Annotated in this window: 19 protein-coding genes; 10 read left to right on the forward strand and 9 right to left on the reverse strand. The window is 64.0% G+C overall.

Annotation, left to right across the window (positions count from 1 at the left end; translation table 11 throughout):
- Positions 1-302: 302 nt before the first annotated feature.
- The 9 genes from gap to B7E02_RS08005 all read left to right on the forward strand — a co-directional run bounded on the left by gap (position 303) and on the right by B7E02_RS08005 (position 12,393).
- Positions 303-1,307, forward strand: a complete 1,005-nt coding sequence (gene gap / locus B7E02_RS07965) for a type I glyceraldehyde-3-phosphate dehydrogenase (RefSeq protein WP_080794809.1) — start codon at positions 303-305, stop codon at positions 1,305-1,307.
- Between the two features lie 164 nt (positions 1,308-1,471).
- Positions 1,472-2,689, forward strand: coding sequence for a phosphoglycerate kinase (pgk, locus tag B7E02_RS07970; protein ID WP_080794810.1), 1,218 nt, complete (start codon positions 1,472-1,474; stop codon positions 2,687-2,689).
- A gap of 42 nt (positions 2,690-2,731) precedes the next feature.
- The gene (gene tpiA, locus B7E02_RS07975; protein WP_080794812.1) at positions 2,732-3,511 is read left to right on the forward strand and encodes a triose-phosphate isomerase; all 780 of its coding nucleotides are present in this window, start codon (positions 2,732-2,734) and stop codon (positions 3,509-3,511) included.
- Positions 3,512-3,601: 90 nt separating this feature from the next.
- Positions 3,602-6,361, forward strand: coding sequence for a phosphoenolpyruvate carboxylase (gene ppc / locus B7E02_RS07980; RefSeq protein WP_080794815.1), 2,760 nt, complete (start codon positions 3,602-3,604; stop codon positions 6,359-6,361).
- A 65-nt stretch (positions 6,362-6,426) separates the two neighbouring features.
- Positions 6,427-6,660, forward strand: coding sequence for a preprotein translocase subunit SecG (secG, locus tag B7E02_RS07985; RefSeq protein WP_080794817.1), 234 nt, complete (start codon positions 6,427-6,429; stop codon positions 6,658-6,660).
- Positions 6,661-6,849: 189 nt separating this feature from the next.
- On the forward strand, positions 6,850-8,226 hold the full coding sequence (locus tag B7E02_RS07990) for an ammonium transporter (protein ID WP_080794819.1): 1,377 nt from the start codon (positions 6,850-6,852) through the stop codon (positions 8,224-8,226).
- Positions 8,227-8,255: 29 nt separating this feature from the next.
- On the forward strand, positions 8,256-9,344 hold the full coding sequence (locus tag B7E02_RS07995) for a tyramine oxidase subunit B (RefSeq protein ID WP_245802290.1): 1,089 nt from the start codon (positions 8,256-8,258) through the stop codon (positions 9,342-9,344).
- Between the two features lie 37 nt (positions 9,345-9,381).
- Entirely contained in the window at positions 9,382-10,536 is a 1,155-nt protein-coding gene (gene solA / locus B7E02_RS08000; RefSeq protein WP_080794823.1) for an N-methyl-L-tryptophan oxidase, read from the forward strand.
- Between the two features lie 306 nt (positions 10,537-10,842).
- Complete coding sequence (locus tag B7E02_RS08005; RefSeq protein ID WP_080794825.1) at positions 10,843-12,393, forward strand: HNH endonuclease signature motif containing protein; 1,551 nt, start codon at positions 10,843-10,845, stop codon at positions 12,391-12,393.
- 82 nt (positions 12,394-12,475) lie between these two features.
- Here B7E02_RS08005 and pgl read toward each other — a convergent pair whose 3' ends face one another.
- The 5 genes from pgl to tkt all read right to left on the reverse strand — a co-directional run bounded on the left by pgl (position 12,476) and on the right by tkt (position 19,120).
- A complete protein-coding gene (gene pgl, locus B7E02_RS08010) occupies positions 12,476-13,207 on the reverse strand; it encodes a 6-phosphogluconolactonase (protein WP_080794827.1) in 732 nt (243 codons plus the stop codon).
- 42 nt (positions 13,208-13,249) lie between these two features.
- Entirely contained in the window at positions 13,250-14,209 is a 960-nt protein-coding gene (locus B7E02_RS08015; RefSeq protein WP_080794830.1) for a glucose-6-phosphate dehydrogenase assembly protein OpcA, read from the reverse strand.
- Positions 14,210-14,223: 14 nt separating this feature from the next.
- Positions 14,224-15,756: a glucose-6-phosphate dehydrogenase gene (gene zwf, locus B7E02_RS08020; protein ID WP_143336714.1), complete on the reverse strand. Its 1,533-nt coding sequence runs from the start codon at positions 15,754-15,756 to the stop codon at positions 14,224-14,226.
- A 41-nt stretch (positions 15,757-15,797) separates the two neighbouring features.
- Positions 15,798-16,880: a transaldolase gene (tal, locus tag B7E02_RS08025; protein WP_080794837.1), complete on the reverse strand. Its 1,083-nt coding sequence runs from the start codon at positions 16,878-16,880 to the stop codon at positions 15,798-15,800.
- A 146-nt stretch (positions 16,881-17,026) separates the two neighbouring features.
- Positions 17,027-19,120 carry a transketolase gene (gene tkt / locus B7E02_RS08030; protein ID WP_179129694.1) on the reverse strand — a complete coding sequence of 698 codons (2,094 nt, stop codon included), beginning with the start codon at positions 19,118-19,120 and terminating at the stop codon, positions 17,027-17,029.
- Between the two features lie 419 nt (positions 19,121-19,539).
- Here tkt and B7E02_RS08035 point away from each other — a divergent pair, with 419 nt between their 5' ends.
- A complete protein-coding gene (locus B7E02_RS08035; protein WP_080794844.1) occupies positions 19,540-20,535 on the forward strand; it encodes a heme o synthase in 996 nt (331 codons plus the stop codon).
- Between the two features lie 12 nt (positions 20,536-20,547).
- Here B7E02_RS08035 and B7E02_RS08040 read toward each other — a convergent pair whose 3' ends face one another.
- The 4 genes from B7E02_RS08040 to B7E02_RS08055 form a co-directional block, all read right to left on the reverse strand.
- On the reverse strand, positions 20,548-21,510 hold the full coding sequence (locus B7E02_RS08040; protein ID WP_080794846.1) for a quinone oxidoreductase family protein: 963 nt from the start codon (positions 21,508-21,510) through the stop codon (positions 20,548-20,550).
- A 45-nt stretch (positions 21,511-21,555) separates the two neighbouring features.
- Positions 21,556-22,575, reverse strand: coding sequence for a COX15/CtaA family protein (locus B7E02_RS08045; RefSeq protein ID WP_080794849.1), 1,020 nt, complete (start codon positions 22,573-22,575; stop codon positions 21,556-21,558).
- Positions 22,576-22,704: 129 nt separating this feature from the next.
- On the reverse strand, positions 22,705-23,493 hold the full coding sequence (locus B7E02_RS08050; protein WP_080794851.1) for an ABC transporter permease: 789 nt from the start codon (positions 23,491-23,493) through the stop codon (positions 22,705-22,707).
- A gap of 7 nt (positions 23,494-23,500) precedes the next feature.
- Positions 23,501-24,493, reverse strand: coding sequence for an ABC transporter ATP-binding protein (locus tag B7E02_RS08055; RefSeq protein WP_080794853.1), 993 nt, complete (start codon positions 24,491-24,493; stop codon positions 23,501-23,503).

Genomic DNA, 24,493 nt, shown 5'->3' on the forward strand with positions numbered 1-24,493 from the left:
GTGCCGTTATGGGGTGTTCCCGAGGTTGCGTGACTCGGGCGACAAATGAACGAGAGGGAAAGTGAGAAACCACCCCCGAACGTGAGATCTACGATTTTTGTTTGTGTCCGGTCGTTTTTAGAAACGCTGCAGGATCTGCGATTCATCGTTAAAATCAGAACCAGGATGAATCAGAGACACCGCCAGAACCGGTAGATTTGGAAACAAGGTAAGCCCGACAAAAGTTCAAGGGTTCGGTTTGCCGCAGTGGATCTGGACATCACACATTGGACGTAAACCAATTCTCTCAGAGGAGCACCATCGTGACGATTCGTGTTGGCATCAACGGCTTCGGTCGTATCGGACGTAATTTCTACCGCGCGGTCCTGCAGCGCAGCGACGACCTCGAGATCGTTGCGGTGAACGATCTCACCGACAACAAGACCCTCTCCACTCTCCTGAAGTTCGATTCCATCCTCGGCCCCATCGGCCAGGAGGTCGAGTACGACGATGAGTCCATCACCGTCGGTGGCAAGCGCATCGCCGTCTCCGAGGAGCGCGATCCGAAGAACCTCGACTGGGCCGCACACAACGTGGATATCGTCATTGAGTCCACCGGCTTCTTCACCGACGCCGAGGCCGCAAAGGCCCACATCGAGGCAGGCGCGAAGAAGGTCATCATTTCCGCCCCCGCCAAGAACGAGGACGCCACCTTCGTCTACGGCGTCAACCACCAGGACTACGATCCGGAGAAGCACAACGTCATCTCCGGTGCCTCCTGCACCACCAACTGCCTGGCTCCGATGGCCAAGGTCCTCAACGACAAGTTCGGCATCGTCAACGGCCTCATGACCACCGTTCACGCATACACCGGTGACCAGCGCCTCCACGATGCACCGCACCGCGACCTGCGTCGCGCCCGTGCAGCAGCCGTGAACATCGTCCCCACCTCCACCGGTGCGGCCAAGGCTGTCGCCCTGGTCCTTCCCGAGCTCAAGGGCAAGCTCGACGGTTACGCACTCCGCGTTCCCGTCATCACCGGTTCCGCCACCGACCTGACCTTCACCACCAACTCCGAGGTCACCGTCGAGGACATTAACGCCGCCATCAAGGAAGCCGCCACCGGTGAGTTCGGTGACACCCTGGAGTACTCGGAGGATCCGCTGGTTTCCACCGACATCATCCACAACTCCCACGGCTCGATCTTCGATTCCGGCCTGACCAAGGTCTCGGGCAACACCGTCAAGGTTGTGTCCTGGTACGACAACGAGTGGGGCTACACCTGCCAGCTGCTGCGTCTGACCGAGCTCGTTGGATCCAAGCTCTAAACTGCCACCCTGTCACTCCGTGTGACAACCCTGCGGCCCGGGGTGTGCCTCGGCACACCCCGGGCCGTTTGTGCTCCCGGTCATCAATGGGAGCTCGGATATTCCCTACAATCGAATACTGAAACCAACTGCTTCATCCGTCGACACATTGCTAGGAGCACAGCATGGCTGTTAAGACCCTCAAGGACCTTCTCGACGAAGGCGTCGAAGGACGCCACGTCCTCGTACGTTCCGATTTCAACGTTCCCCTCGATGAGAACCGAAACATCACCGACAAGGGTCGCATCATCGCCTCCCTGCCCACGCTGCGGGCACTGTCGGAGGCCGGCGCCAAGGTGATCGTCATGGCCCACCTCGGCCGCCCCAAGGGCGAGGTCAACGAGAAGTTCTCCCTCGCGCCGGTCGCGGAGGCACTCTCCGAGGAGCTCGGCCAGTATGTGGCCCTGGCCGGCGATGTCGTCGGTGAGGACGCCCACGAGCGCGCCAACGGACTGACCGATGGTGACATCCTCCTCCTGGAGAACGTCCGCTTCGACCCCCGCGAGACCTCGAAGGATGAGGCGGAGCGCGGCGAGTTCGCCGATCAGTTGGCCTCGCTGGCAGCCGATAACGGGGCATTCGTCTCCGACGGATTCGGTGTCGTCCACCGTGTCCAGACCTCGGTCTATGATATCGCCAAGCGGCTGCCGCACTACGCCGGTGAACTCGTGGAGAAGGAGCTCGCGGTTCTGGAGAAGGTGGCAAAGAATCCCGAGTCACCCTATGTCGTTGTTCTCGGAGGTTCCAAGGTCTCAGACAAGCTCGGCGTGATCGAGGCGCTCGCGGCAAAGGCGGACTCGATCATCATCGGTGGTGGCATGTGCTACACCTTCCTCAAGGCCCTCGGCCATGATGTCCAGAAGTCACTGCTCCAGGAGGAGATGGTGGATACCTGCGGCGATCTGGTAAAGCGCTTCGGCGACAAGATCGTTCTTCCGGTTGACCTTGTCGCGGCCTCCGAGTTCGCCAAGGATGCACAGAAGAAGATCGTCGATCTCGACTCGATCCCCGAGGGGTGGATGTCACTGGATATCGGACCCGAGTCGGTGACCAGGTTCGCGGAGGTGCTCAGCGGCGCGAAGACCATCTTCTGGAACGGGCCCATGGGTGTCTTCGAGTTTCCGGCCTTCTCCGATGGCACGCGCGGCATCGCGCAGGCGATCATCGATGCCACCGCGAACAACGGAGCCTTTTCCGTCGTCGGCGGCGGCGATTCCGCGGCATCCGTGCGCGTCCTCGGGCTGGATGAGGACGGCTTCTCCCATATCTCCACCGGTGGCGGCGCCTCCCTCGAGTTCCTCGAGGGCAAGGAACTTCCCGGCGTTGCCGTGCTCGAAGACTAATCCACCTCTCTCATCAACGTTCAACCGAAAGGGACCACCCCCATGGCACGTAAGCCACTCATCGCCGGCAACTGGAAGATGAACCTGGATCACCAGCAGGCGATCGGAACCGTTCAGAAGCTGGCCTTCGCACTACCCAAGGAATACTACGAGAAGGTCGATGTCGCGGTCACCGTGCCGTTCACAGACATCCGCTCGGTGCAGACCCTCGTCGAGGGCGACAAGCTGGAGATCACCTACGGTGCCCAGGACGTCTCCGCACACGAGTCCGGTGCCTACACCGGTGAGGTCTCCGCAGCGATGCTCGCGAAGCTGAACTGTTCCTGGGTCGTGGTCGGTCACTCCGAGCGCCGCGAATACCACCACGAGAGCAATGAACTCGTGGCGGCGAAGGCCAAGGCCGCGCTCGGTGCGGGCATCAGCCCGATCGTGTGCGTGGGCGAGCCCCTGGAGATCCGCGAGGCGGGCACCCACGTGGAGTACGTGGTTGAGCAGACCAGGCAGTCCCTGGCGGGGCTGTCCCCGGAGGATCTGGGCAACACCGTCATCGCCTATGAGCCGGTGTGGGCCATCGGTACCGGCAAGGTCGCCTCGGCTGCGGATGCCCAGGAGGTCTGCCGTGCCATCCGTGGACTGATCGCGGAGATCGCCGGCGATGACGTTGCGGCGGGAATCCGCATTCTCTACGGCGGTTCCGTAAAGGCGGAGACGGTCGCGGAGATCGTCGGTCAGACGGACGTCGACGGTGGGCTCGTCGGCGGTGCCTCACTCGACGGTGAGGCGTTTGCCAAGCTGGTGGCCGCCGCAGCCAGCGTCGTCTAGCGTTTTTCAGCAACGCCGCCCACGCGCCCGTGAACCACGGGGAGCAGTGGGCGGCTGTTCTTTTCGATACTTTGACGGAAGTTGAACACAGTGACTGATCGCTTGAAAAAAGACATCCGATTTCTGGGGCGCATCCTGGGCGAGGTGATAGCCGAGCAGGAGGGGAGCAAGGTCTACGACCTTGTTGAAAGCGCCCGCCAGACCGCGTTCCAGATCGCCAAGGGCAATGCGGAGATGGAGGCGATGGTGGAGATGTTCCGTGACATTTCCCCGAGCCTGGCCACCCCCGTCGCCCGCGCCTTCACGCATTTCGCTCTGCTGGCCAATCTCGCGGAGGACCTCCACGATGAGGCCGCCCGCGAGGAGCTCCTGGACTCGGGCGCACCGGCTCCGGACAGCACGCTGGAGGCCACGTGGACAAAGCTTGACGACGCCGGCATCGGCCGCGACGAGGTCGCGGCGGTGTTGCGCAACGCGGAGGTTGCGCCGGTACTCACCGCTCACCCCACCGAAACCAGGCGTCGAACCGTGTTCGATGCGCAGAAGCAGATCACCGCACTGATGAAGGAGAGGCATCAACTCCTCGCCGCGGAACCCACCGCGCGCACCGATGCCAAACTCGCCGATGTCGAGCGTGCGGTGCGCCGTCGGATCACCATCCTGTGGCAGACCGCGCTGATCCGCGTGGCGCGTCCACGCATCGAGGATGAGATCGAGGTCGGACTGCGCTACTACAAGCTGAGTCTGCTCAAGGAGATTCCACGGATCAACAGGGACGTGATGGCGCGACTGAATGCGGCGTTCGGGGATAACTTGCCCGAGGTCGCCGTGGTCAAGCCTGGTTCCTGGATCGGAGGGGACCATGATGGTAACCCCTACGTCACCTCCGAAACCGTGGACTACGCCACCCACCGTGCGGCGGAGACGGTGCTCAAATACTATGCACGTCAGCTCCATGCACTTGAGCACGAGCTGAGTCTGTCGGACCGGATGAGCAGCGTCACCACAGATCTGGTCGCGCTCGCCGACGCCGGCCACAATGATGTCCCCAGCCGCGTCGACGAACCGTACCGTCGGGCCGTCCACGGCATCCGCGGGCGGATCCTGGCCACCACCTCGCATCTGATAGGTGAGCACGCGGTGGAGGGAAAGTGGTTCCACATTTTCGATCCCTACGCGGGGCCGGAGGAGTTCAAGCGGGATCTCCTCGTCCTCGATGATTCGCTGCGCCGCTCCAACGACGACCTCATCGCTGATGACCGGCTCGCCGATCTACGGTCGGCGGCCGGAAGCTTCGGCTTCAACCTCTATTCCCTCGATCTGCGCCAGAACTCCGAGAGCTACGAGGACGTTCTGACTGAGCTGTTCGCCACGGCCCAGGCGACCCCCGACTACCGCGGGCTCTCCGAGGAGGAGAAGACACAGCTACTGCTGAAGGAGCTGAGCACGCCGCGACCTCTGATCCCACATGGTGACTGGGCCTATTCCGAGGCCACCAACCGTGAACTCGGCATCTTTTCCACGGCCTCGGAGGCGGTGAAGAAGTTCGGTCCGCGCATGGTCCCGCACTGCATCATCTCCATGGCCTCCTCGGTCACCGATGTTCTCGAGCCGATGGTGCTGCTCAAGGAGTTCGGCTTCATCCGTGCGCAGGGGGATACTCCCCGAGGTGACATCGATGTGATCCCGCTCTTTGAGACCATCGATGATCTGCAGCGTGGCGCCGGAATTCTGGATGAGCTGTGGGATCTCGATCTCTACCGCAACTACCTCGCGCAGCGGGACGACGTCCAGGAAGTGATGCTCGGTTACTCCGACTCGAACAAGGACGGCGGGTACTTCGCGGCGAACTGGGCGCTCTATGATGCCGAGCTCCGACTGGTGGAGCTTTGCCGTGAGGCCGGGGTCAAGCTCCGGTTGTTCCACGGGCGTGGCGGTACCGTCGGCCGTGGTGGCGGACCCTCCTATGATGCGATCCTGGCACAGCCCAAGGGGGCGGTGCAGGGTTCGGTCCGCGTCACGGAGCAGGGCGAGATCATCTCCGCGAAATACGGCTCCGTGAGCACCGCACGCAGGAATCTTGAGGCTCTGGTCTCCGCGACCCTGGAGGCCTCGCTTCTGGATGTGTCCGATCTCAGCGCACCGGAGCGTGCGCATGAGATCATGAGGGAGATCTCGCGGCTGAGCCTGGAGAAGTACACATCGCTGGTGCATGATGATCCGGGGTTCATTCCCTATTTCACCGAGTCCACCCCGGTGCAGGAGATCGGGTCGCTCAACATCGGCTCGCGCCCTAGTTCGCGCAAGCAGACCGAGACGGTGGAGGACCTCCGGGCGATCCCCTGGGTGCTCAGCTGGTCCCAGTCGAGGGTCATGCTGCCCGGCTGGTTCGGTGTGGGCACGGCGCTCGAGCAGTGGGTGGGCGAGGGTGTGGAGGCCGGGGAGCGGATCGCGCAACTCCAGGAGCTCAACCGCACCTGGCCCTTCTTCACCTCCGTTCTGGACAACATGGCGCAGGTGATGAGCAAGGCGGAACTGAGGCTGGCCAGGCTCTATTCCGAACTCGTCGCGGACGCCGATGTCGCGGAGCGGGTGTACTCTCAGATCCACGAGGAGTATTTCCTGACAAAGCGCATGTTCGCGGTGATCACAGGTTCGGAGGACCTGCTCGACGACAATCCGCTGCTGGCGCGTTCCGTGCGCAGCAGATACCCCTACCTCCTGCCGCTGAACGTCATTCAGGTGGAGATGATGCGCAGGTACCGTTCAGGCGATGACAGCGTTGAGGTCTCCCGGAACATCCAGTTGACCATGAACGGTCTGTCGACCGCACTGCGCAACTCCGGATAGCGGCCGTTGTGTATACTGTCCTGAGTTATTGGAAAAACAGTTCTACGTAAAGGAAGTCTCCCCACATGGCACTAGCGCTTCAGATTGTGCTCGTCATCGCCAGCGTGCTCATGACGATCTTCGTCCTGCTGCACAAGGGCAAGGGCGGCGGACTGTCGAGCCTTTTCGGTGGCGGCGTGCAGTCCAACCTTTCCGGTTCCACCGTGGTGGAGAAGAACCTCGACCGCGTGACCATCCTCACCGCGATCATCTGGATCGTCTGCATCGTCGCGCTGAACCTGATTCAGGCGTACTCCTAGGTCTTTAGTAACCAGGGCAGCTGGGACCCTCCCCGTTCGGGGAGGGTCCCTTTCTGCTTTTCCACGGCTGTGATTCAGCTGACAGGGGATCCTAAACCGATTGACCTATAGAAACGGCTGGGATAGATTACCTATCATGCAATAGAAAAATTGCATCAGGAATAGACCTCACTGTGGAAAGGCCTAATAATGGACCCCTCTGATCTTGCCTGGATCCTTGCAGCGTTTGCATTGGTTAGTCTCATGTTTCCCGGTCTTTCCTTCCTCTACGGGGGAATGCTTGGCGGAAATCAGGTGCTCAACACGTTCATGATGGTCATGGGGGCGCTCGCCGTCACCAGTGTCATGTATGTCCTCTACGGACACGGACTCGTGATGGGCAATTCGCTCGGGGGATTGGGAATCATCGGAAATCCCATGGATTACTTCGGATTCCGCAGCATCATGACCGACGATGGAGCGGGCGGAATGATGTGGGCCGGCTTTTACATCCTCTTCGCGGCCATCTCCCTGGCTCTGGTGGCCTCGGGTGCCGCTGGAAGAATGAAGTTCGGCTCCTGGCTCGTCTTCGGCGTGCTGTGGCTGACTTTCGTCTACTCACCCCTCGCACACTGGGTGTTCGCTTTCGACGATGAATCCACGGGATTCGTCGGAGGGTGGATGGTCAACACCCTCGGTTTCCACGACTTCGCCGGTGGAACCGCCGTCCACATGAACGCAGGTGCCTCCGGACTGGCACTGGCACTGGTTCTCGGACGCAGACACACCATGTCCGTGCGACCGCACAATCTTCCGATCACCCTTCTGGGGGCGGGACTTATCATGGCTGGCTGGTTCGGATTCAACGGCGGCACCGCGGGCGGAGCGAACTTCCTCGCCAGCTATGTCGTGGTCACCTCGGTGCTGGCGGCCGGCGGCGGCATGCTTGGGTACATTTTGATCGAACGCATCAGGGACGGCCATGCCACCCTGCTCGGACTGGCCACCGGCATCATCGCGGGACTGGTCGCCATCACCCCTTCCGCTAATGCGGTCAGCCCCATCGGTGCCGTGGTCGTCGGTTTCCTCGGCTCGGCGGTGGCGGCATGGGCGATCACCTGGAAGCGGACGCACCGCATCGATGACACCTTCGATGTGTTCGCCGTCCACGGCATGGCGGGAATCGCCGGGGCGATGTTCGTCATGCTCTTCGGTGACCCGGCCGCCCCGGGCGAACTCGCCGGCGTGCTGCGCGGGGGAGATGTCTCCCTGCTCTGGAGGGAGCCGCTCGCGGTGATCATAACCCTGGGCTACGCCTTCGGCATGACCTGGCTGATAGCGACGCTGATGAGCAAGGTCACTGATATCCGAATCTCCGCCGAGGATGAGTACAACGGCATCGACCGCTCCGTCCACGCGGAAACGGCCTATCAGTTCACCATCCCGGGGATGGGTCTGGCTTCGCGGACCACCCCGGATACAACGATCCCCGTCGAGGAATCCCCCAACGTGAGCGCACCCGCACCCGCTGCGGCGGGTGCGGGTAGTGACGTGGGCGTCGACAAGCAGAAGGAAGACACACTGTGATTGACTTTATTTTTCTCAATGAAGCGGACATGATCGCCGCGGGGGTCACCGACATCGCCTCATGCGTCGATGTCATGGAGGAGACCCTGGTGCTGCTCGCACGCGGTGACTACCGCATGGCCGGGTTGAACTCGAACTCCCACGGGGCCATGATCACCTTCCCGCAGGCACCAGAATTCGACGGGATGCCCAAGGACGGGCCGGACCGCCGCTTCATGGCAATGCCTGCGTACCTCGGGGGACGTTTCAACAACGCCGGTGTCAAGTGGTACGGCTCCAACGCCGAGAACCGGAATTCGGGCCTGCCACGCTCGATCCACACCTTCGTGCTCAATGATACGGTCACGGGCGCGCCGAAGGCGATCATGTCCGGCAACCTCCTGTCCGCATACCGGACTGGGGCGGTTCCGGGTGTGGGGGTCAAGCACCTGGCCGTAAAGAGCGCGACGACCCTCGCGATCATCGGTCCCGGAGTCATGGGAAAGACCATTACGCAGGCATGCCTGGCGTTGCGCCCGGGAATCGACACCATCAAGGTCAAGGGCCGAAGCGCGCGGGGTGTCGAGGAGTTCCGAGCCTGGGCTGCGGAGAAGTATCCGCAGGTCAGTGTGGTTGCGGTGGACAGTGAACAGGATGCCGCGGCGGATGCAGATATCATCGTGGCGGCCACCACCACCGATGCCGCCGGCTCGGCTGCATTCCCCTACTTCCGCAAGGACTGGCTGAAGCCGGGGGCGCTCCTCCTGCTTCCCGCGGCGGCGCGATTCGACGATCAGTTCATCACCGGCGACGCCCGGCTCGTGGTGGATTACATGGGTCTGTACGACGCCTGGGCCGAGGAGTACGGTTCGCAGGCATATCAACTGCTGGGGATTCCCGGTACCCACTGGCACGACCTGATGACAGCCGGGATCCTGGATCCGGGGAGGATTCGGCAGATCGGCGACATTTGCGAGGGCATCCTGCCGGCTCGTCTCAACGACGATGAGATCATCCTCTACTCCGTCGGCGGCATGCCGGTGGAGGACGTGGCCTGGGCCACGCAGGTTTATGAGAACGCTGTGGAGGAAGGGATCGGTACGAGGCTGACTCTCTGGGACGAGCCGGCACTGGCTTGATGTGCGCGCGTCGAGAAGGGCGGAAGGTGAGGAATCGATGGGCATGAAGAGGAAGATCGCGGTGATCGGTCTGGGATCGACCGGATCGATGGCGCTGTGGCATCTGAGTCGAACCCCGGGAGTCGAGGCGATCGGTGTCGAACAGTTCGGGCTCGGGCACGGCTACGGTGCCTACACGGGGGAATCCAGACTCTTCCGCATGGCCTATCACGAGGGGGCAACCTTTGTCCCACTGCTTCGCAGGGCCCGGGAGCTGTGGCTGCAACTGGGTGCGGCCTCAGGGCGCCAGCTGCTGCACAACTTCGGGGTGATCTCCACGGGCAGGGAAAGCGAAGAGCCTTTTCAGCGGCTGCTCCGGTCCGTGGATGAGTATGAACTGCCCCACGAGCGGCTCTCCGTGACGGAGCTGCGCAACCGCTACCCCGGCATGGACAGCAGGGATGACGAGGCCGGCGTGCTGGATCTCCAGGGCGGTGCGCTGCGTCCGGAGCTCGCCGTGCTCAGCGCCATCGAGCAGGCACGGAGAAATGGAGCGCTGATCCGTGATCATATGCAGATCACCTCCATCCGGGACACCGGATCGGGTGTGATAGTCAGCGCGAACGGGGAGGAGATAGCCGTTGACCAGGTTATCGTGACCACCGGGGCCTGGAGCGCGGAGCTCATTCCGCAACTCCGGGATCTGCTGGAGGTGAGAAAACTCGTTCTCACCTGGTTCCTGGCCACGCGCCCCGTCGAATTCCTCCCGGAGCGTATGCCGTGCTTCATCCGGGACCGCGATGGTTTCCACGTCTTCGGAGCCCCCAGTGTGGATGGATACAGCGTGAAGATCGCCGGCCTGGATCTGTGGGGCGGACCCTCGGCCCCACGCGTCGAGGACAGCGACCTCAGGCTCGACAGGCAGGAGGTCTCCGAGTTCGGCCGAAGAGTCCACGACCTCTTTCCGGGTGTCAGTCCGGAGCCCAACCGGTACAGCGTTCATTATGACACCTATACGTCGAACAAGAATCCGATCATCGACCGTGTGGGAAACGTGGTTGTTCTGACCGGCGGTTCCGGGCATGCGTTCAAGTTATCGCCCGCCTACGCGGAACTGGCGGCGAGTCTGGCCAGGGGGCTTGATAATCCCTTGTACAGTGACAGCTTCTCTCTTGCATCGCATGAGCCGGTCGGGGTGGGGATGAGGAGCTAGGCACCTCACCGGGGGAGCGTTGTGGTCCTTTCCGGGGAGATTGTGTTCCTGGGCGTTCACCGGGCCTCTTCCGGGGGCGCTATTCGAGCTGCTTCTCGGTGTGTGTTTCGGACAGTGTTTCGGTCCGATTTTCGGGTCCTCCGGGCTCCGATGGTCGGTGGTGGCCGCTTCTCCGAGGTGGACCAGCGTCGCCATGCCACTGTTCGAAATTTTTTTCTCATCGGGTATTGCGTTCGAACAGGTGGACTATTATAATAGGTGCTAACGCTTGGTGGGGGGACGGGATGAGGACAGGGGGTGTGCAACATGGAGGAGAACGGAATCGCAGAGATGGTCAAGGCCATCGGTTCCGCCATGACCGGAATCATGGATGTCTTCACGGTTGAACCCTCAGGCGCGGACTTCGCTGGGAACATCGATGCGCTGGTTGCCTTTGAGGGGATAGTGAATTCGAAGGCGCTGATCGATGCGGGGGTCACCCGCGCCGCCCAATTGGCGGGAGCGGGGGCCCTGGTCGGCTCAAGCAATCACCTTGACTTCCTGATGAAGAGGTTCGGCATCTCGCGCGCCGAGGCCCATAGACGGAATCGTCTCGCGGATGACCTCTTCCCGCTTCCCGGACCGGAGTTCGAGCCCGGATCGGAGTCTGAGCCCGGACCGGAAGCCGACCCCAGGGGCGAGGGCGACACCGGGAGAAAGGGGCGCGGGGAGCCAGATGGAGGACGGGAGGCTCGCGAGGCCAGGGAGAAGGCGGAGCAGGAGCGCCGGGAGGCCCTGAAGAAGGCAAGGAAGGAGGCAACGAGTGCGGAGAAACTTAACATCATCAACCAGGAGCTCGGAAACCTCAACCGCAAAACTGTTCCCACGAAGGAGGAGCTGTACAAAAAGGCCGTCGAGGAATCGGCGTCGAGAAGCCCCGAGGACCTCCGTGCCTGGGTCCGTAAACAGGTCACCAGAGCGAACAGGAGCAGCGGTGATCCCTTCGCGGCGTCCCGTAAACGATTCCTGCACCTCGCGGACCAGGATGCCGACGGTGGTGTCAGGTTCAGCGGCTACCTTCCGGCGGACGCGGCGGCGATGCTCCAGGCGGCGTTGGCTCCGCTGACCAGACGCGGCGACCTGGTCGAGGTACCGGCGGACGAGGACACCCGCACCATGGGGCAGCGAAGAATCGATGGACTCACGCACATTCTGGGGCTGGCACATTCGGGACTGCTGGCCAGGGGACGCCATGGGATCGGATCCATCGTCATCTCCATGACGGCCGGGGATATCGCCGATCTCGAGGAGGAAGGCGCCAGGCACCGCTATCCCACCAACACGGGCATCGCACTGGCTCCACATGAGATTCTCCGCCTGGGGGCCGCGAAGTTCGACTTCGGAGCGGTGCTGGACGATCGTTCGGGAAGACCGCTGTATCTTGGTCGGACGAGGCGTTCGGCTTCCCTCGAGCAGCGCATCGCCCTGCTCGCCTCCGAGCTCGTGTGCAGTGCTCCGGGGTGTGATCAACCCATGATCAGGTGTGAGATCCACCACCTGACACCCTGGGCACAGGGGGGAGGCACCGACATTTCCAACCTGACTCCCCAGTGCTTCGGACACCACCCGGCGGTCGACGATTCCCGGAGCGGGGTCAACAACAAGGGCTTCATGGACGTTGACCCGGAGTCGGGCAGGGTCGGACACTATCCGGCAGGTGGCGGGGTGGTGTTTAATGAGTCGGCCGCACAGGAGGAATCCGGCGGAGCCAGGGCCAGGGCAAGGCAAAAAGAATCCGAGGAGACACCTGGCCAACCGCCCGGCCAACCGCCCGGGGAACCCCCGGATGACGGTGCCCTGTTCAAGATGCCCGCCTGAAAACGGTTCCCCGGCGGTGGGCGGCACATGGCCGCCCACCGCCCATTGCGCTGCAAAAAACGCCCCGGAGATTGTCCGGGAATCAGCCGAGCTTTCCCGCCGCATCCTCGGTGAGGAAAAGCACGGTCTCATCCCGGCCCTGCGCACCGGCCGCGGGCCAGTCCTCGGCGGCGGCACCATCGACAATGGCCGCCGCGGCCTCCGCCTTTTCCGCCCCGGACACGAGCAGCCACACCCGAGCCGCCGAATGTACCGCGGGCAGGGTCAGGGTGACCCGTTCCGCGGGAGGCTTCGGCGAGTCGAAAATGGGGAGCACCCTGCGTTCCGTTTCCGTGACAGCGGCCGTGTGGGGGAAGAGTGAGTTGATGTGGCCCTCGCCTCCCATCCCGAGAAGGTGCAGGTCAAATCCCTGCGGGGCGGCGCTATCGAGCACACCTTCGTAGGCGAGGGCGGCCTCGGCAAGGTCCACCGTCCCCAGTCCGTACCCGTGGATGTTGTCCTCGGGAATGTTCACGGCGGACAGCAGAGCGGCTCGGGCCTGGCCCTCATTCGACTCCGCATCGGTGACGGGGACATTGCGCTCGTCACCGAAGAACACCCGGACCCGGGACCAGTTGAGTCCGCCACCGATCTCGGCCAGCTTCTCCAGCAGCCTGATGCCTGCTCCGCCACCGGTGAGCACGATTCGGGCGACTCCATCGCCGTGCACCCCGCCTTCGGGATCACCCGTAACGGACGTGACCACATCGAGGAAGCGTATGGCGGCCGCGGCCACCAGATCCTCGGTATCCGTCGCCCTCACTACCTCAACCATGGCTGTCCACCCTCTCTGTTCCGATCCTGTCCCATTCGCGTTCTATTCCTCGGTCCGGGTAACACTTGCCAGACCCGCCAGCGCATGTTGATAGCCCATGTCCGGATCCATGTGACGCAGCTCCTCGGAGAGGCAGTCGGCCTCACTCCTGCGCCCGATGGCCACCAGCGAGGCGGTCGTGCCGCTCTCCGGAATGTCGACCCGGAGTGTGTGGGCATCCTTGATGCTGATGTCGATGGTGCCCGTGGTGCGCGTGATCTCCAGGTTGCTCACGGCGAGCAGCGGGGTCCCGTCCTCGTCGACAGGCACCGCCGGGGTGTCGGTGCCCACGCGGACGACCGGCACCTGCAGCCTGCCGGCCAACCAGCCCGCCGCCAGGTCGACGGAGGTGCTTGTCGACGCACCGGTGATGCGTACGGAGGTCACCGGCCCCTGCGGCGGATGATCCAGTGAGGAGGCCACGAGCCCGCGCCACTGTGTCAGCCTGGCCCAGGCCATATCGGTATCACCCGGGTGGTAGTTCTCCACGCTATTGGCCAGCGTGTCCGCGGAACTGTGCAGCGAATCGGTGATGCGCCGCTGCGCGATCTTACCGATGGGATGCGCCGAGGGGTTGGCGGGTGCATCGGTGGGCCACCACGCGACGATCGGGGTATCCGGCAGCAGCAGGGGAGTGACCACGGACTGCAGATTGCTGGCCACCGGCCCCTGCAGGTGGATGATGATCATCTCCGAGGCGCCGGCGTCGCCGCCGATCCGGACCTCGGCGTCCACCTTCGTCGGTTCCTCCTCCGAGCCGACCACCAGGATGATCACCCGCGAGGGGTGCTCACGGGAGGCGTCATTGGTGGACGTGGTTATCGCCGCGACATCGTTGTCCGACTTGGCGACCACGATGAGGGTGAGCACACGGCCGGTGGTGACCTGGGTACCCGACTCACGGAGGCGCGACAGTGTTTTGGAGATTTCGTGGGTGGTTGTGTCTGGAAGATCAAAAATCATGGGTCATCCTCTCCCTATGGCCGGCGCCAGGTGTGGCCGTTGCGTGCGAGCATCTCTTCGGCGCCCCGTGGGCCCCAGGTTCCGGCGGCGTACTCCTCCGGCTGTCCCTCACGCTCCCAGGTCTTGAGTATGGGATCGAGGATCCGCCAGCTCAGCTCCACCTCCTCGTTGGTGGGGAAGAGACTGGACTCGTCGAGCAGCGCGTCGAGGATCAGCCTCTCGTATGCCTCCGGTGATTCCTCGGTGAAGGATTCCGAGTAGGAGAAGTCCATGTTGACGTCACGAACCTCCATGGTCGAGCCGGGGACCTTGGAACCGAAGCGGATCAGGACACCCTCATCGGGCTGGACACGGATGACGATGGCGTTCTTCCCGAGCGAGGCGGTCATCCCCTCATCGAAGGGCTGGTGGGGCGCGTTCTTGAAGACAACCGCGATTTCGGTGACCCGTCGGCCCAGTCTCTTGCCGGTGCGCAGGTAAAAGGGGACCCCCGCCCACCGGCGGGAGGTGATCTCCAGGGTGCACGCCGCGAAGGTCTCGGTGGTGGAGTCGGGGTCGAATCCATCCTCCTCGCGCAGGCCCCTGACGTATTCGGAACCCTGCCAGCCCGCCGCATACTGTCCACGGGCGGAGCTTTCCTCGATGGGGTAGCTGGGCTGTGTGGCCCGCAGGACCTTGATCTTCTCCGCCTGCAGCTGGGAGGGGGTGAAGGAGATCGGCTCCTCCATGGCCACCAGCGCCAGGAGCTGGATGAGGTGGTTCTGGATCACGTCCCGGGCCGCGCCGATGCCGTCATAGTATCCGGCGCGACCACCCAGGCCGATGTCCTCCGCCATGGTGATCTGCACATGATCGACGTAGTTGGAGTTCCACAACGGTTCGAAGAGCTGGTTGGCAAAGCGCAGCGCCATGATGTTCTGCACCGTCTCCTTGCCCAGGTAGTGATCGATGCGGAACACCGAGGATTCCGGGAACACCGCGTTGACAAGGCAGTTGAGTTCATGGGCCGATTCCAGGTCATGTCCGAAGGGCTTTTCGATGATCACCCTGCGCCAGGCCTTCTCGGTGGAGTTGGCCATGCCGGAACGCTCCAGCTGATGGCACACCGCCGCGAAGGAATCCGGGGGAATCGACAGGTAGTAGGCCCAGTTTCCGGCCGTCCCACGGGTCTCGTCGAGGTTCTTCAGGGTGGCCGCCAGATTGTCAAAGGCCTCATCGTCGTCGAAGTTTCCCCGGACGAACTCCATTCCCTCAGCCAGCCGCCTCCACACGTTCTCCCGGAACTCCGTGCGGGCACCGGCGACGGCGGCCTCCCTGACATAGTGCTCAAAATCGGCCTTGCTCCAGTCACGGCGGCCGTAGCCCACCAGCGCGAAGCCGGCGGGCAGCAGCCCCCGATTTGCCAGATCGTAGATGGCGGGCAGCAGTTTCCGCCTCGCCAGGTCTCCGGTCACACCGAAAATTACCATGCCGGAGGGGCCGGCAATGCGCGGCAGGCGCTTGTCCTGGGGGTCGCGCAGCGCGTTGACCCACTTGTTGTTGTTCACGGTGGAAACGTCACGGTCCTTTCTGGGAACGCAGGTGAGGCTCAGGAGAGACGGGCACGCATCGACTCGAGCAGCTCGGACCAGGAATCGACGAATTTTTCCACGCCCTCGCGTTCCAGCACGGCGAAGACGTCGGCGAGATCGACCCCGACCTCATCGAGGGCGGTGAACACCCGCTCGGCGTCCTCCGCGGTTCCGTCGAGGGTGTCGCCGTGGAGGTTGCCCTCGGCGAGCACCGCGTCGATGGTGGCCTCCGGCATGGTGTTGACGGTGTGGGGCCCGGCGAGTTCGGAGACGTAGAGGGTCGAAGGGTAGTCGGGGTTCTTCACTCCGGTCGAGGCCCACAGTGGCCGCTGGGTGTTCGCACCCCCGGGCAGGTCGGCGGCGTCGAAAAGCTCCTTGTACACGGAGTACGCGCGGCGCGCGTTGGCGACACCGGCCCTGCCGCGCAGCTCCAGGGCCTCCGCGGACCCGATGGCCTCGAGGCGCCTGTCAATTTCCACGTCCACGCGGGAGACGAAAAAGGAGGCGACCGAGTGGATCTTCGAGACGTCGTGGCCGTTGGCGGCGGCCCTCCGGATGCCCTCGACATAGGCGGCGATGACCTCGCGGTAGCGGGCGACGGAGAAAATGAGAGTCACGTTCACACTGATGCCCTCGGCCAGTGCGTCGGTGATGGCGGGGATGGACTCCGGGGTGGCGGGAATCTTGATCATCACGTTGGGGCGGTCAACCTTGGCCCACAGCTGCCTGGCCTGCGCGATGGTGGCGTCGTGGTCGGCGGAGATGCGCGGATCGACCTCGATGGACACGCGACCGTCGAAGCCCTCGGAGGACTGGTAGATTCCGGCGAAGATGTCACAGGCGTCCCGCACATCATCGATGCTCATCGCGTACACGGCCTCATCGACAGCCGCGCCCGACTCTCTGAGCTTGGCGATCTGGGCATCGTAGGCATCGCCCTTCGACATCGCGGCGGCGAAGATGGCGGGGTTCGTGGTCACGCCGACGATCGACTTCTCATCGATGATGCGGGCGAGGTTTCCCGAGGTGATGCGATCGCGGGAGAGGTCATCGAGCCAGGTCGATGTGCCGATACGGGCGAGCTCGTCAATATGGGACATGATGGAGTTCCTTTACGCTGAATGTCGCTGGATTTCGCTGAATGCAATAGGAGATCTTTATATACCTGAGAGAACCTCGGCCCGGGGCTCTAAATTCCGGAGAATCCAAAGCCCCGGGCTCATCGGTGTTCGGGCGGGGTTGGCTATTAGGCGTTGATGGACTCGCGGGCCGCTTCGACGACGGCCTGCGCGGTGATACCGAACTTCTCGAACAGCGTCTTGTAATCAGCTGAAGCGCCGAAGTGCTCGAGGGAAACCGTACGTCCCTTCGTTCCGAGCCAGCGGTACCAGGGCATGGCGATTCCGGCCTCGACCGAGACGCGAGCGGTGACCTGGGGGGGAAGCACGGAATCGATGTACTCCCGGTCCTGCTCCGCGAACCAGTCCATGCACGGCACCGAGACGACCCGGGTGGCCACGCCTTCTGCCTCCAGTGTCCCGGCGGCTTCGACGGCCAGCTGGACCTCAGAGCCTGTGCCCAGGAGGATCACGTCCGGGGTCGGCTTGGAACCCTCGAGAAGGACGTAGGCGCCGCGGCGGACGCCCTCCAGGGCCTTTTCCTTCGTGCCCTCGAGGACCGGGACGTTCTGGCGGGTCAGTGCCAGACCTTTCGGGCCCTCCTTGTACTCCAGGGCAGCGCGCCACGCCGCGGAGGTCTCATTGGCGTCGGCGGGTCGCAGGATGGACAGGTTCGGGATGGCGCGCAGCGCGGCGAGTGTCTCCACCGGCTGGTGGGTGGGGCCGTCCTCACCGAGGCCGATGGAGTCGTGGGTCCACACGTAGTAGGCGTCCGTTCCCTGGAGTGCCGCCAGGCGCACCGCGGGGCGCATGTAGTCGGAGAAAATGAGGAAGGTGCCACCGTAGGGGCGGGTGCCTCCGTGCAGCGCGATACCGTTGAGGATCGCCCCCATGGCGTGCTCGCGGATACCGAAGTGGAGGTTGCGGCCATAGGGCTCGGCGGACCAGGTCTCGGTGGAGATGGACTCCGGCCCGAAGGAGGGCGAGCCCATGATCACGGTGTTGTTGGAGCCGGCGAGGTCGGCGGAGCCGCCCCAGAGTTCGGGCAGGGTCGCACCGAGGGCCTGCAGCGCGGCCTCGGAGGCCTTCCGGGTCGCCAGCCCCTTGGCATCGGGCTCCCAGGTGGGAAGCTCGTCGGCGAATCCCTCGGGCAGCGCCCTGGTGCGCAGCCGCTCGTGCAGTGCGTATGCCTCGGGATTGGCCGCGGCCCAGGCATCGAACTTCTGCTGCCAGCCGACCTTCTTCTCAGCGGCACGTTCGGCCAGGAGACGGGTGTGGGCGATCACGTCCTCGTCGACATGGAAGTGCTGCTCGGGATCGAAGCCGAGCACCTCCTTGGTGGCTGCGACCTCATCGGCGCCGAGCGCGGCGCCGTGGGATGCGCCGGTGTTCATCATGGTGGGCGCGGGGTAGCCGATGACGGTGCGCACACGGATGAAGGTGGGGCGGGAGGTGTCCTTCTTGGCCTCGGCCACGGCCGCCTCGATGGCGGCGACATTCTCGCCGCCGCTGACCTCGATGGTCTGCCATCCGTAGGCGCGGTAGCGTGCCACCACGTCCTCGGTGAAGGCAATCTCGGTGTTGTCCTCGATGGAGATCCGGTTGTCGTCCCAGAAGACGATCAGATTGCCCAGCTGCTGGGTGCCGGCGAGAGAGGAGGCCTCGCTGGTGACGCCCTCCTGCAGGTCGCCGTCGGAGGCGATGACGTAGATGTAGTGGTCAAAGGGGGATTCACCCTGGGGAGCCTCCGGGTCGAAGAGACCGCGTTCGCGCCGCGAGGCCATGGACATGCCCACGGCGGAGGCCAGGCCCTGACCGAGCGGGCCGGTGGTGATCTCCACGCCGCGGGTGTGCCGGTACTCCGGGTGGCCGGGAGTCAGCGAACCCCAGGTCCGCAGCGCTTTGAGGTCATCCAGTTCCAGGCCGAAACCGCCGAGGTAGAGCTGAATGTACTGGGTCAGGGAGCTGTGGCCGCAGGAAAGGACGAAGCGGTCCCGCCCGCTCCAGTTGGTGTCTGTGGGGTCGACGTTCATCACGCGCTGGTAGAGGGTATAGGCCAGGGGGGCCAGACTCATCGCGGTGCCGGGGTGACCGGAACCGCACTTCTCCACTGCGTCGGCGGCCAGGACACGCACGGTGTCCACGGCCCTGGTGTCCACATCGGACCAGTCCGATGGGTAGGTGCGTTGAGTGAGTTCCTGAAGTTCAGGTGACAGCGTCAAGGTGGTCAATCCTTCCTGGTTCTTGAACCGGGACGAAGGTGGAAAATCATGCGGGATGATCCCGGGGTGCCCCGAGGTCAGGCTACGTTTCTGGGACTGCCCGTCGCACTCCCGGAGAGTGGCTTTCGCCACGAAGGGGTGGAAGAACAGATGTGCAACACCTATAACCATAGTGATGTTGCACCGACTCTATCACCGGGTGGTCTCCCCGAAACAGCATAGTCATACCATTTGAGTGATTTTGGCCACTATTACAGCATGTCCCGAATCCGCCGCGGTTCCACGGTGGAGGTAGATTGGGCTGATTATTCAAACCGGCGGGAAAGCGATAGCATGGCAGGGTCCGTATCGGGCCCCGGGGCACGGCCCGCACGGGTGCCCCCGGGAACTATTGCACCTCACCGTGCGACTGTATTGCCATGCGCTCACCGGCCGCCTCGGCGGAATCTGAACAAAAACACAATGCTGTGGAGGAAAAACCCTTGGAGAAGATCAAGGCCTATGTTGCGCTGACGAAGCCCAGGGTCATCGAGCTCCTCCTCGTGGCGACCATTCCCGCGATGCTCCAGGCAGAGCGCGGGGAGAACAACATCCTGCTCATTCTCCTCACCGTCATCGGCGGTTGGATGGGCGCGGCGGCGGCGAACACCTTCAACATGGTCGCGGACTCCGACATCGACCAGCAGATGGGTCGCACGCGCGCCCGCCCGCTGGTCCGGCACACCGTCAGCAACCGCGATGCCTCGATCTTCGCCTGGGCACTGACCGCCGCCAGCTTCCTGTGGCTGTGGTTGCTGTGCAACTCGCTGAGTGCGGCGGTGTTCGTGCTGATCACCATCGCCTTCTACATCTTCGTCTACACCAAGTGGCTCAAGCGCCGGACCCACATGAACATCGTGTGGGGCGGCGCGGCCGGCTGCATGCCGGTGGTCGTCGGCTGGGCCGTGATCACCGACCAGTTCCCGGCCGGGGTACCCGCGCAGTGGTGGCAGGCCGTGGTCCTGTTCATGATCATCTTCTTCTGGACCCCGCCGCACACCTGGGCGCTCGCCATGAAGTACCGCGAGGACTACAAGGCCGCAGGTGTCCCCATGCTTCCGGTGGTGCGAACCCCGGCGCAGGTCACCAGGCAGATCGTCTGGTACACCGTGGCCACGGTTCTGACCACCTTCCTGCTCATTCCGGCGGCGGGTTGGATCTACGCCGCGGCGGCCGTACTCGCGGGTGCCTGGTTCCTGTTCATGGCCGTCAAGCTCCATCTCGGCATCAGGAACGGCGGACCGGTCAAGCCGTTGAAGCTTTTCATTCTCTCCAACAACTACCTGGCGCTGCTCTTTGTGGCGCTTTCCGTGGACGCGGTACTCGGGCTCGAGACCATCTCGGAGATGCTCGGGTGGACCATCACCCTGTTCTGATCCCGGTGGGTTTCAGGAAACCCGCAGCACAATGGAACCCGAGGTCGCCCGTGCCTGCAGATCGCGGTGGGCGGTGGCGGCGTCGGCAAGCGGGTAGCTTCCGGTGACGCGCACCCTCAGGGTGCCGTCCACGATCGCCTGCGTGACCGCCTGGGCGCGTTTGGCGAATTCCCCCTCCTCCGCGGTCCATGCACCCAGTGATGGGCGCGTGAGAAAGATTGAGCCGTGAGTGTTGAGCAGCTGCGGGTCGAAGGGCTCAACCGGACCCGAGGCCGCTCCGAAGAGCACCACGGTTCCGCGGGGGCGCACCGCCTCCAGGGATTCGGAGAAGGTGTCACGGCCGACACCGTCGTAGACCACGTCCACGCCCGTGCCGCCGTTGCGGCGGCGCACCTGCTCTGCGAGGCTCGAGGAATAGCGGAAGACCTCCGTCGCCCCGGCATCAAGTGCCAGCTCCGCCTTCTCGTCGGTGGAAACCACGCTGTAGACGCGCGCCCCCTTGGCCGCGGCCATCTGGGTGACCATCAGGCCGACGCCTCCCGCACCCGCGGTGATCAGGCAGGAGTCACCCTCCCCGAGGTCGTAGACGCCGTTGGTGAGATAGTGCGCCGTCATCCCCTGAAGGAGCATCGAGGCCGCCACCTCCTCGCTCACGCCCTCCGGAACAGCCACGAGGCGGTTACGGGGCACGCACACCTGCTCCGCATAGGAGCCGAAGGCGTCGCACCAGGCGACCCTGGTCCCCGGCGCGATCAGTCCCAGGGGGTCCGCGGTGACCCGGCCCGTCCCCTCGAGCCCGGGGATGAAGGGCAGCCGTGAGTGGTAGATCCCCTCCCGGTAGTAGGTGTCGATGTAGTTGACACCCGCCACATCCACCGCGACGAGAACCTGCGCATCGGTGGGGTCGGGTGCCGTCACATCCGTGTACTCGAGGACCTCCGGCCCTCCCGTGCGACTGACCTGGATTGCTTTCATAGCACCACAGTAACTTTTCGGTGGCTGTGGTGGAGGGGAAACCGGCTAGGCGGTTCGCCGCGCCTCGAGGACCGCGCGTTTGCGATCCCCCTCGACCGAGCCCGTGGCATCGGCGGTGCCGCCGATCATCGGCAGACCGCGGGCCCACAGCAGGGAGGTGAACGCGACGACCACCGAGGACATGGCGATGTGCAGCGGGACGGTCCACCGCGGCACCCCGAGGTTGTACTGGGCGATACCGATTCCCGCCTGGATGAGGATGAACAGGACCAGCATGAGTCCAAGTCTGCGGGAATCCTCCGGGGCCTTGGCGCGGTGGAGTCCGAGCACCAGAATCAGTGTGAAGAAGAGGTAGACGTACATCGAGTATCCGTGGATGTGCGCCATGAGATCGATGTCGACCTGGAGGCGGCCATCCATGCCCACCCCGTCATCGCCGGAGTGCGGGCCGGCGCCGGTGGTCATGGTCCCGGTGACCAGCACCACGGTCAGGGCAACCGCGGAGATGACACCCATGATGCGGATCCAGCCCGGATACATCCGGGTCTTCGCGCCGTCATCGGGCTCACCGATGCGGGTGTAGAGGATCGCCGCCAGCCAGACCAGCAGCATCGAGGGCAGGAAGTGGATGGCGACGGCCCACCAGTGCAGATCGACGCGGACGGAGATTCCACCGAGGATCGCCTGCACGATGATGCCGATGCCCTGCACGAAGGAGTGCACGACAATTTCTTTTCGACGCTTCGACCCCAGCACCGCAAGGAAGACGGCCAGTGCCGCGGCCACCAGTACGAAGGTGAGCATACGATTGCCGAACTCGATTGCCTGGTGGACCCACGGGGTGGCGCCCGCGACGGGCACCAGCGAACCCTCCTGGCACAGCGGCCAGGTGTCGCACCCGAGTCCGGAACCGGTGACGCGGACGATTGATCCGGTCACGGTGATGCCACCCTGGAAGATGAGCAGCAGCAGCGCGAGCGTGCGCTGCACCTTCACGCTCGGGGCCCACCTGGGAATGGGTTTGAGCTCTACCGGTTGGCTGGACGGGGCGATCGAAGTAGACACACGGTAAATGGTAGCCGCTGCGCCGGGGCTTTCAAGAATCCGGGCCGTGCCGCTGCGCAGTGGCATTTGCCACTGCCGATCCGGGGAACTTCGGGGGCCGGGCGGACGACAGGTCCCGATGTCCGGAATTCAGCGGCCCGGTGTGAAACTGAACCACCTGTTGGCGGCGAACCCGGCCACACCCAGCCAGACCAGGAGAACAACGAGCTGGAGCAAGGGCAGGTGGCCGGAAAGGGCCGTGGTCATGCCCTGGGCGAGGGCGACCGAGGGGATGACGGACAGAGCTCCGCCGGCATCGACACCCGGGGTGAACACCGCCCAGGCCGCAACGGCGGTGAGCACGATCCAGATCAGGTTGGCCAACGCCAGTACCAGCTCCGAGGAGAGGGTTCCGCCCATGAGCAGTCCGAGGGCGGTGAAGGCGGCCACACCTATGACCAGGGTGACCACCCCGAGGGCGATTCCGCTGACCGGCGCCCGCCATCCCAGTAGGAGAGCGGTGGTGCCGAGGATGAGCAGCTGCACCACGGTGACCGCGATGACGGCGATGACCTTGCCGAAGACGATCGTCCATGCGGGGACACCGCTGGCACCGGTGCGTTTGAGTGCCCCGTAACGGCGGTCGAAGGCCAGCGAGATGGCCTGCCCCGTGAATCCCGAGCTCATCGCGGCCACCGACAGGATGAAGGGGAAGGCGACGGTCAGCGGATCATCACTGCCAAGCAGATCGAATTTCGCGAGCGCGATCAGCCCGACGAAGGGGATGAACAGGTTGATCAGCTGCTGCTCGCCGTGGCGGAGGAAGAGCAGGGACTCGATCCTGCCCTGTGCCAGCAGCATCGCCGCCGTGGACGCGCGCCGCGGCGCCGGGGTGAAGGTTCCGGCGGGGAAGGCCGAAACATCGGAGGTGGTGCTCATTGCTTCTCTAGCTCCTCAGTTCTCTGCCGGTGATGTCGAGGAAGACGTCCTCGAGTGAGCGGTGGTTGGTGCTCAGCGCCCGGATGAGCACGCCCTGGTCCGCAACGGCCGCACAGATTACGGCCAGTGCCGCCGGGGTCGGTTCCACCCGGAGGACGTAGGACATCGGCCGGCCGGAGCGGACCGTCACGTGGTGCAGTCCGGCGGCTGCCAGTGCCTGCAGGAGCAGGTCGGTATCGAGTGCGGTGGAGGTCTCTATCGCCACCTGACCGCCCTGCTCCTGGTCGCGGATGGTCAGCTCCTCCGGGGTTCCCTCGGCGAGGATGCGGCCATGGTCGATGATCAGGACGTGATCGGCGAGGGCTTCCGCCTCATCCATCAGGTGCGTGCTCAGGACAACCGTCACCCCGTCGCGGCGCAGATCGTTGATCAGGGACCACACCATGTTGCGTGACTGGGTGTCCATTCCGGCTGTCGGCTCGTCGAGGAAGATGATCTCCGGCCTGCTGATCAGCGCGAGGGCGAGCGAGAGGCGCTGCTGCTGGCCTCCGGAGAGTCGGCGGTAGGGGGTCCGGCCCACGTTGCGCAGTCCCACCACATCAAGAAGCCACTCGGGATCGAGGGGATTGTCATTGTATGAGGCGGCGAGCCTGAGCATCTCGGTGACCCGGATGCTGTTGTAGGAGCCGCCACCCTGGAGCATGATGCCGATGCGGCGGCGCACCTGATCGGGATGCGTCGCGGGGTCGATGCCCAGTACCCGGATCTCCCCCGAGGTCGGGGCGGTGAACCCCTCGCACATCTCGATGGTGGTGGTTTTGCCCGCCCCGTTGGGTCCGAGCAGAGCGAATACGCTGCCGCGGGCGACGGAGAAGCTCAGGCCGTTGACAGCGGTGATCTCGCCGAAGGATTTGACCACATTCCGCACCTCAATGGCGGAATCGGACGGACCTGCTGACGTGCCGGGGCGGGCCCGGGAGGCCGGAAACTGAGTAGTCAC

This window comes from Corynebacterium pacaense (assembly GCF_900169525.1).
Taxonomy (GTDB): Bacteria; Actinomycetota; Actinomycetes; order Mycobacteriales; family Mycobacteriaceae; genus Corynebacterium; species Corynebacterium pacaense.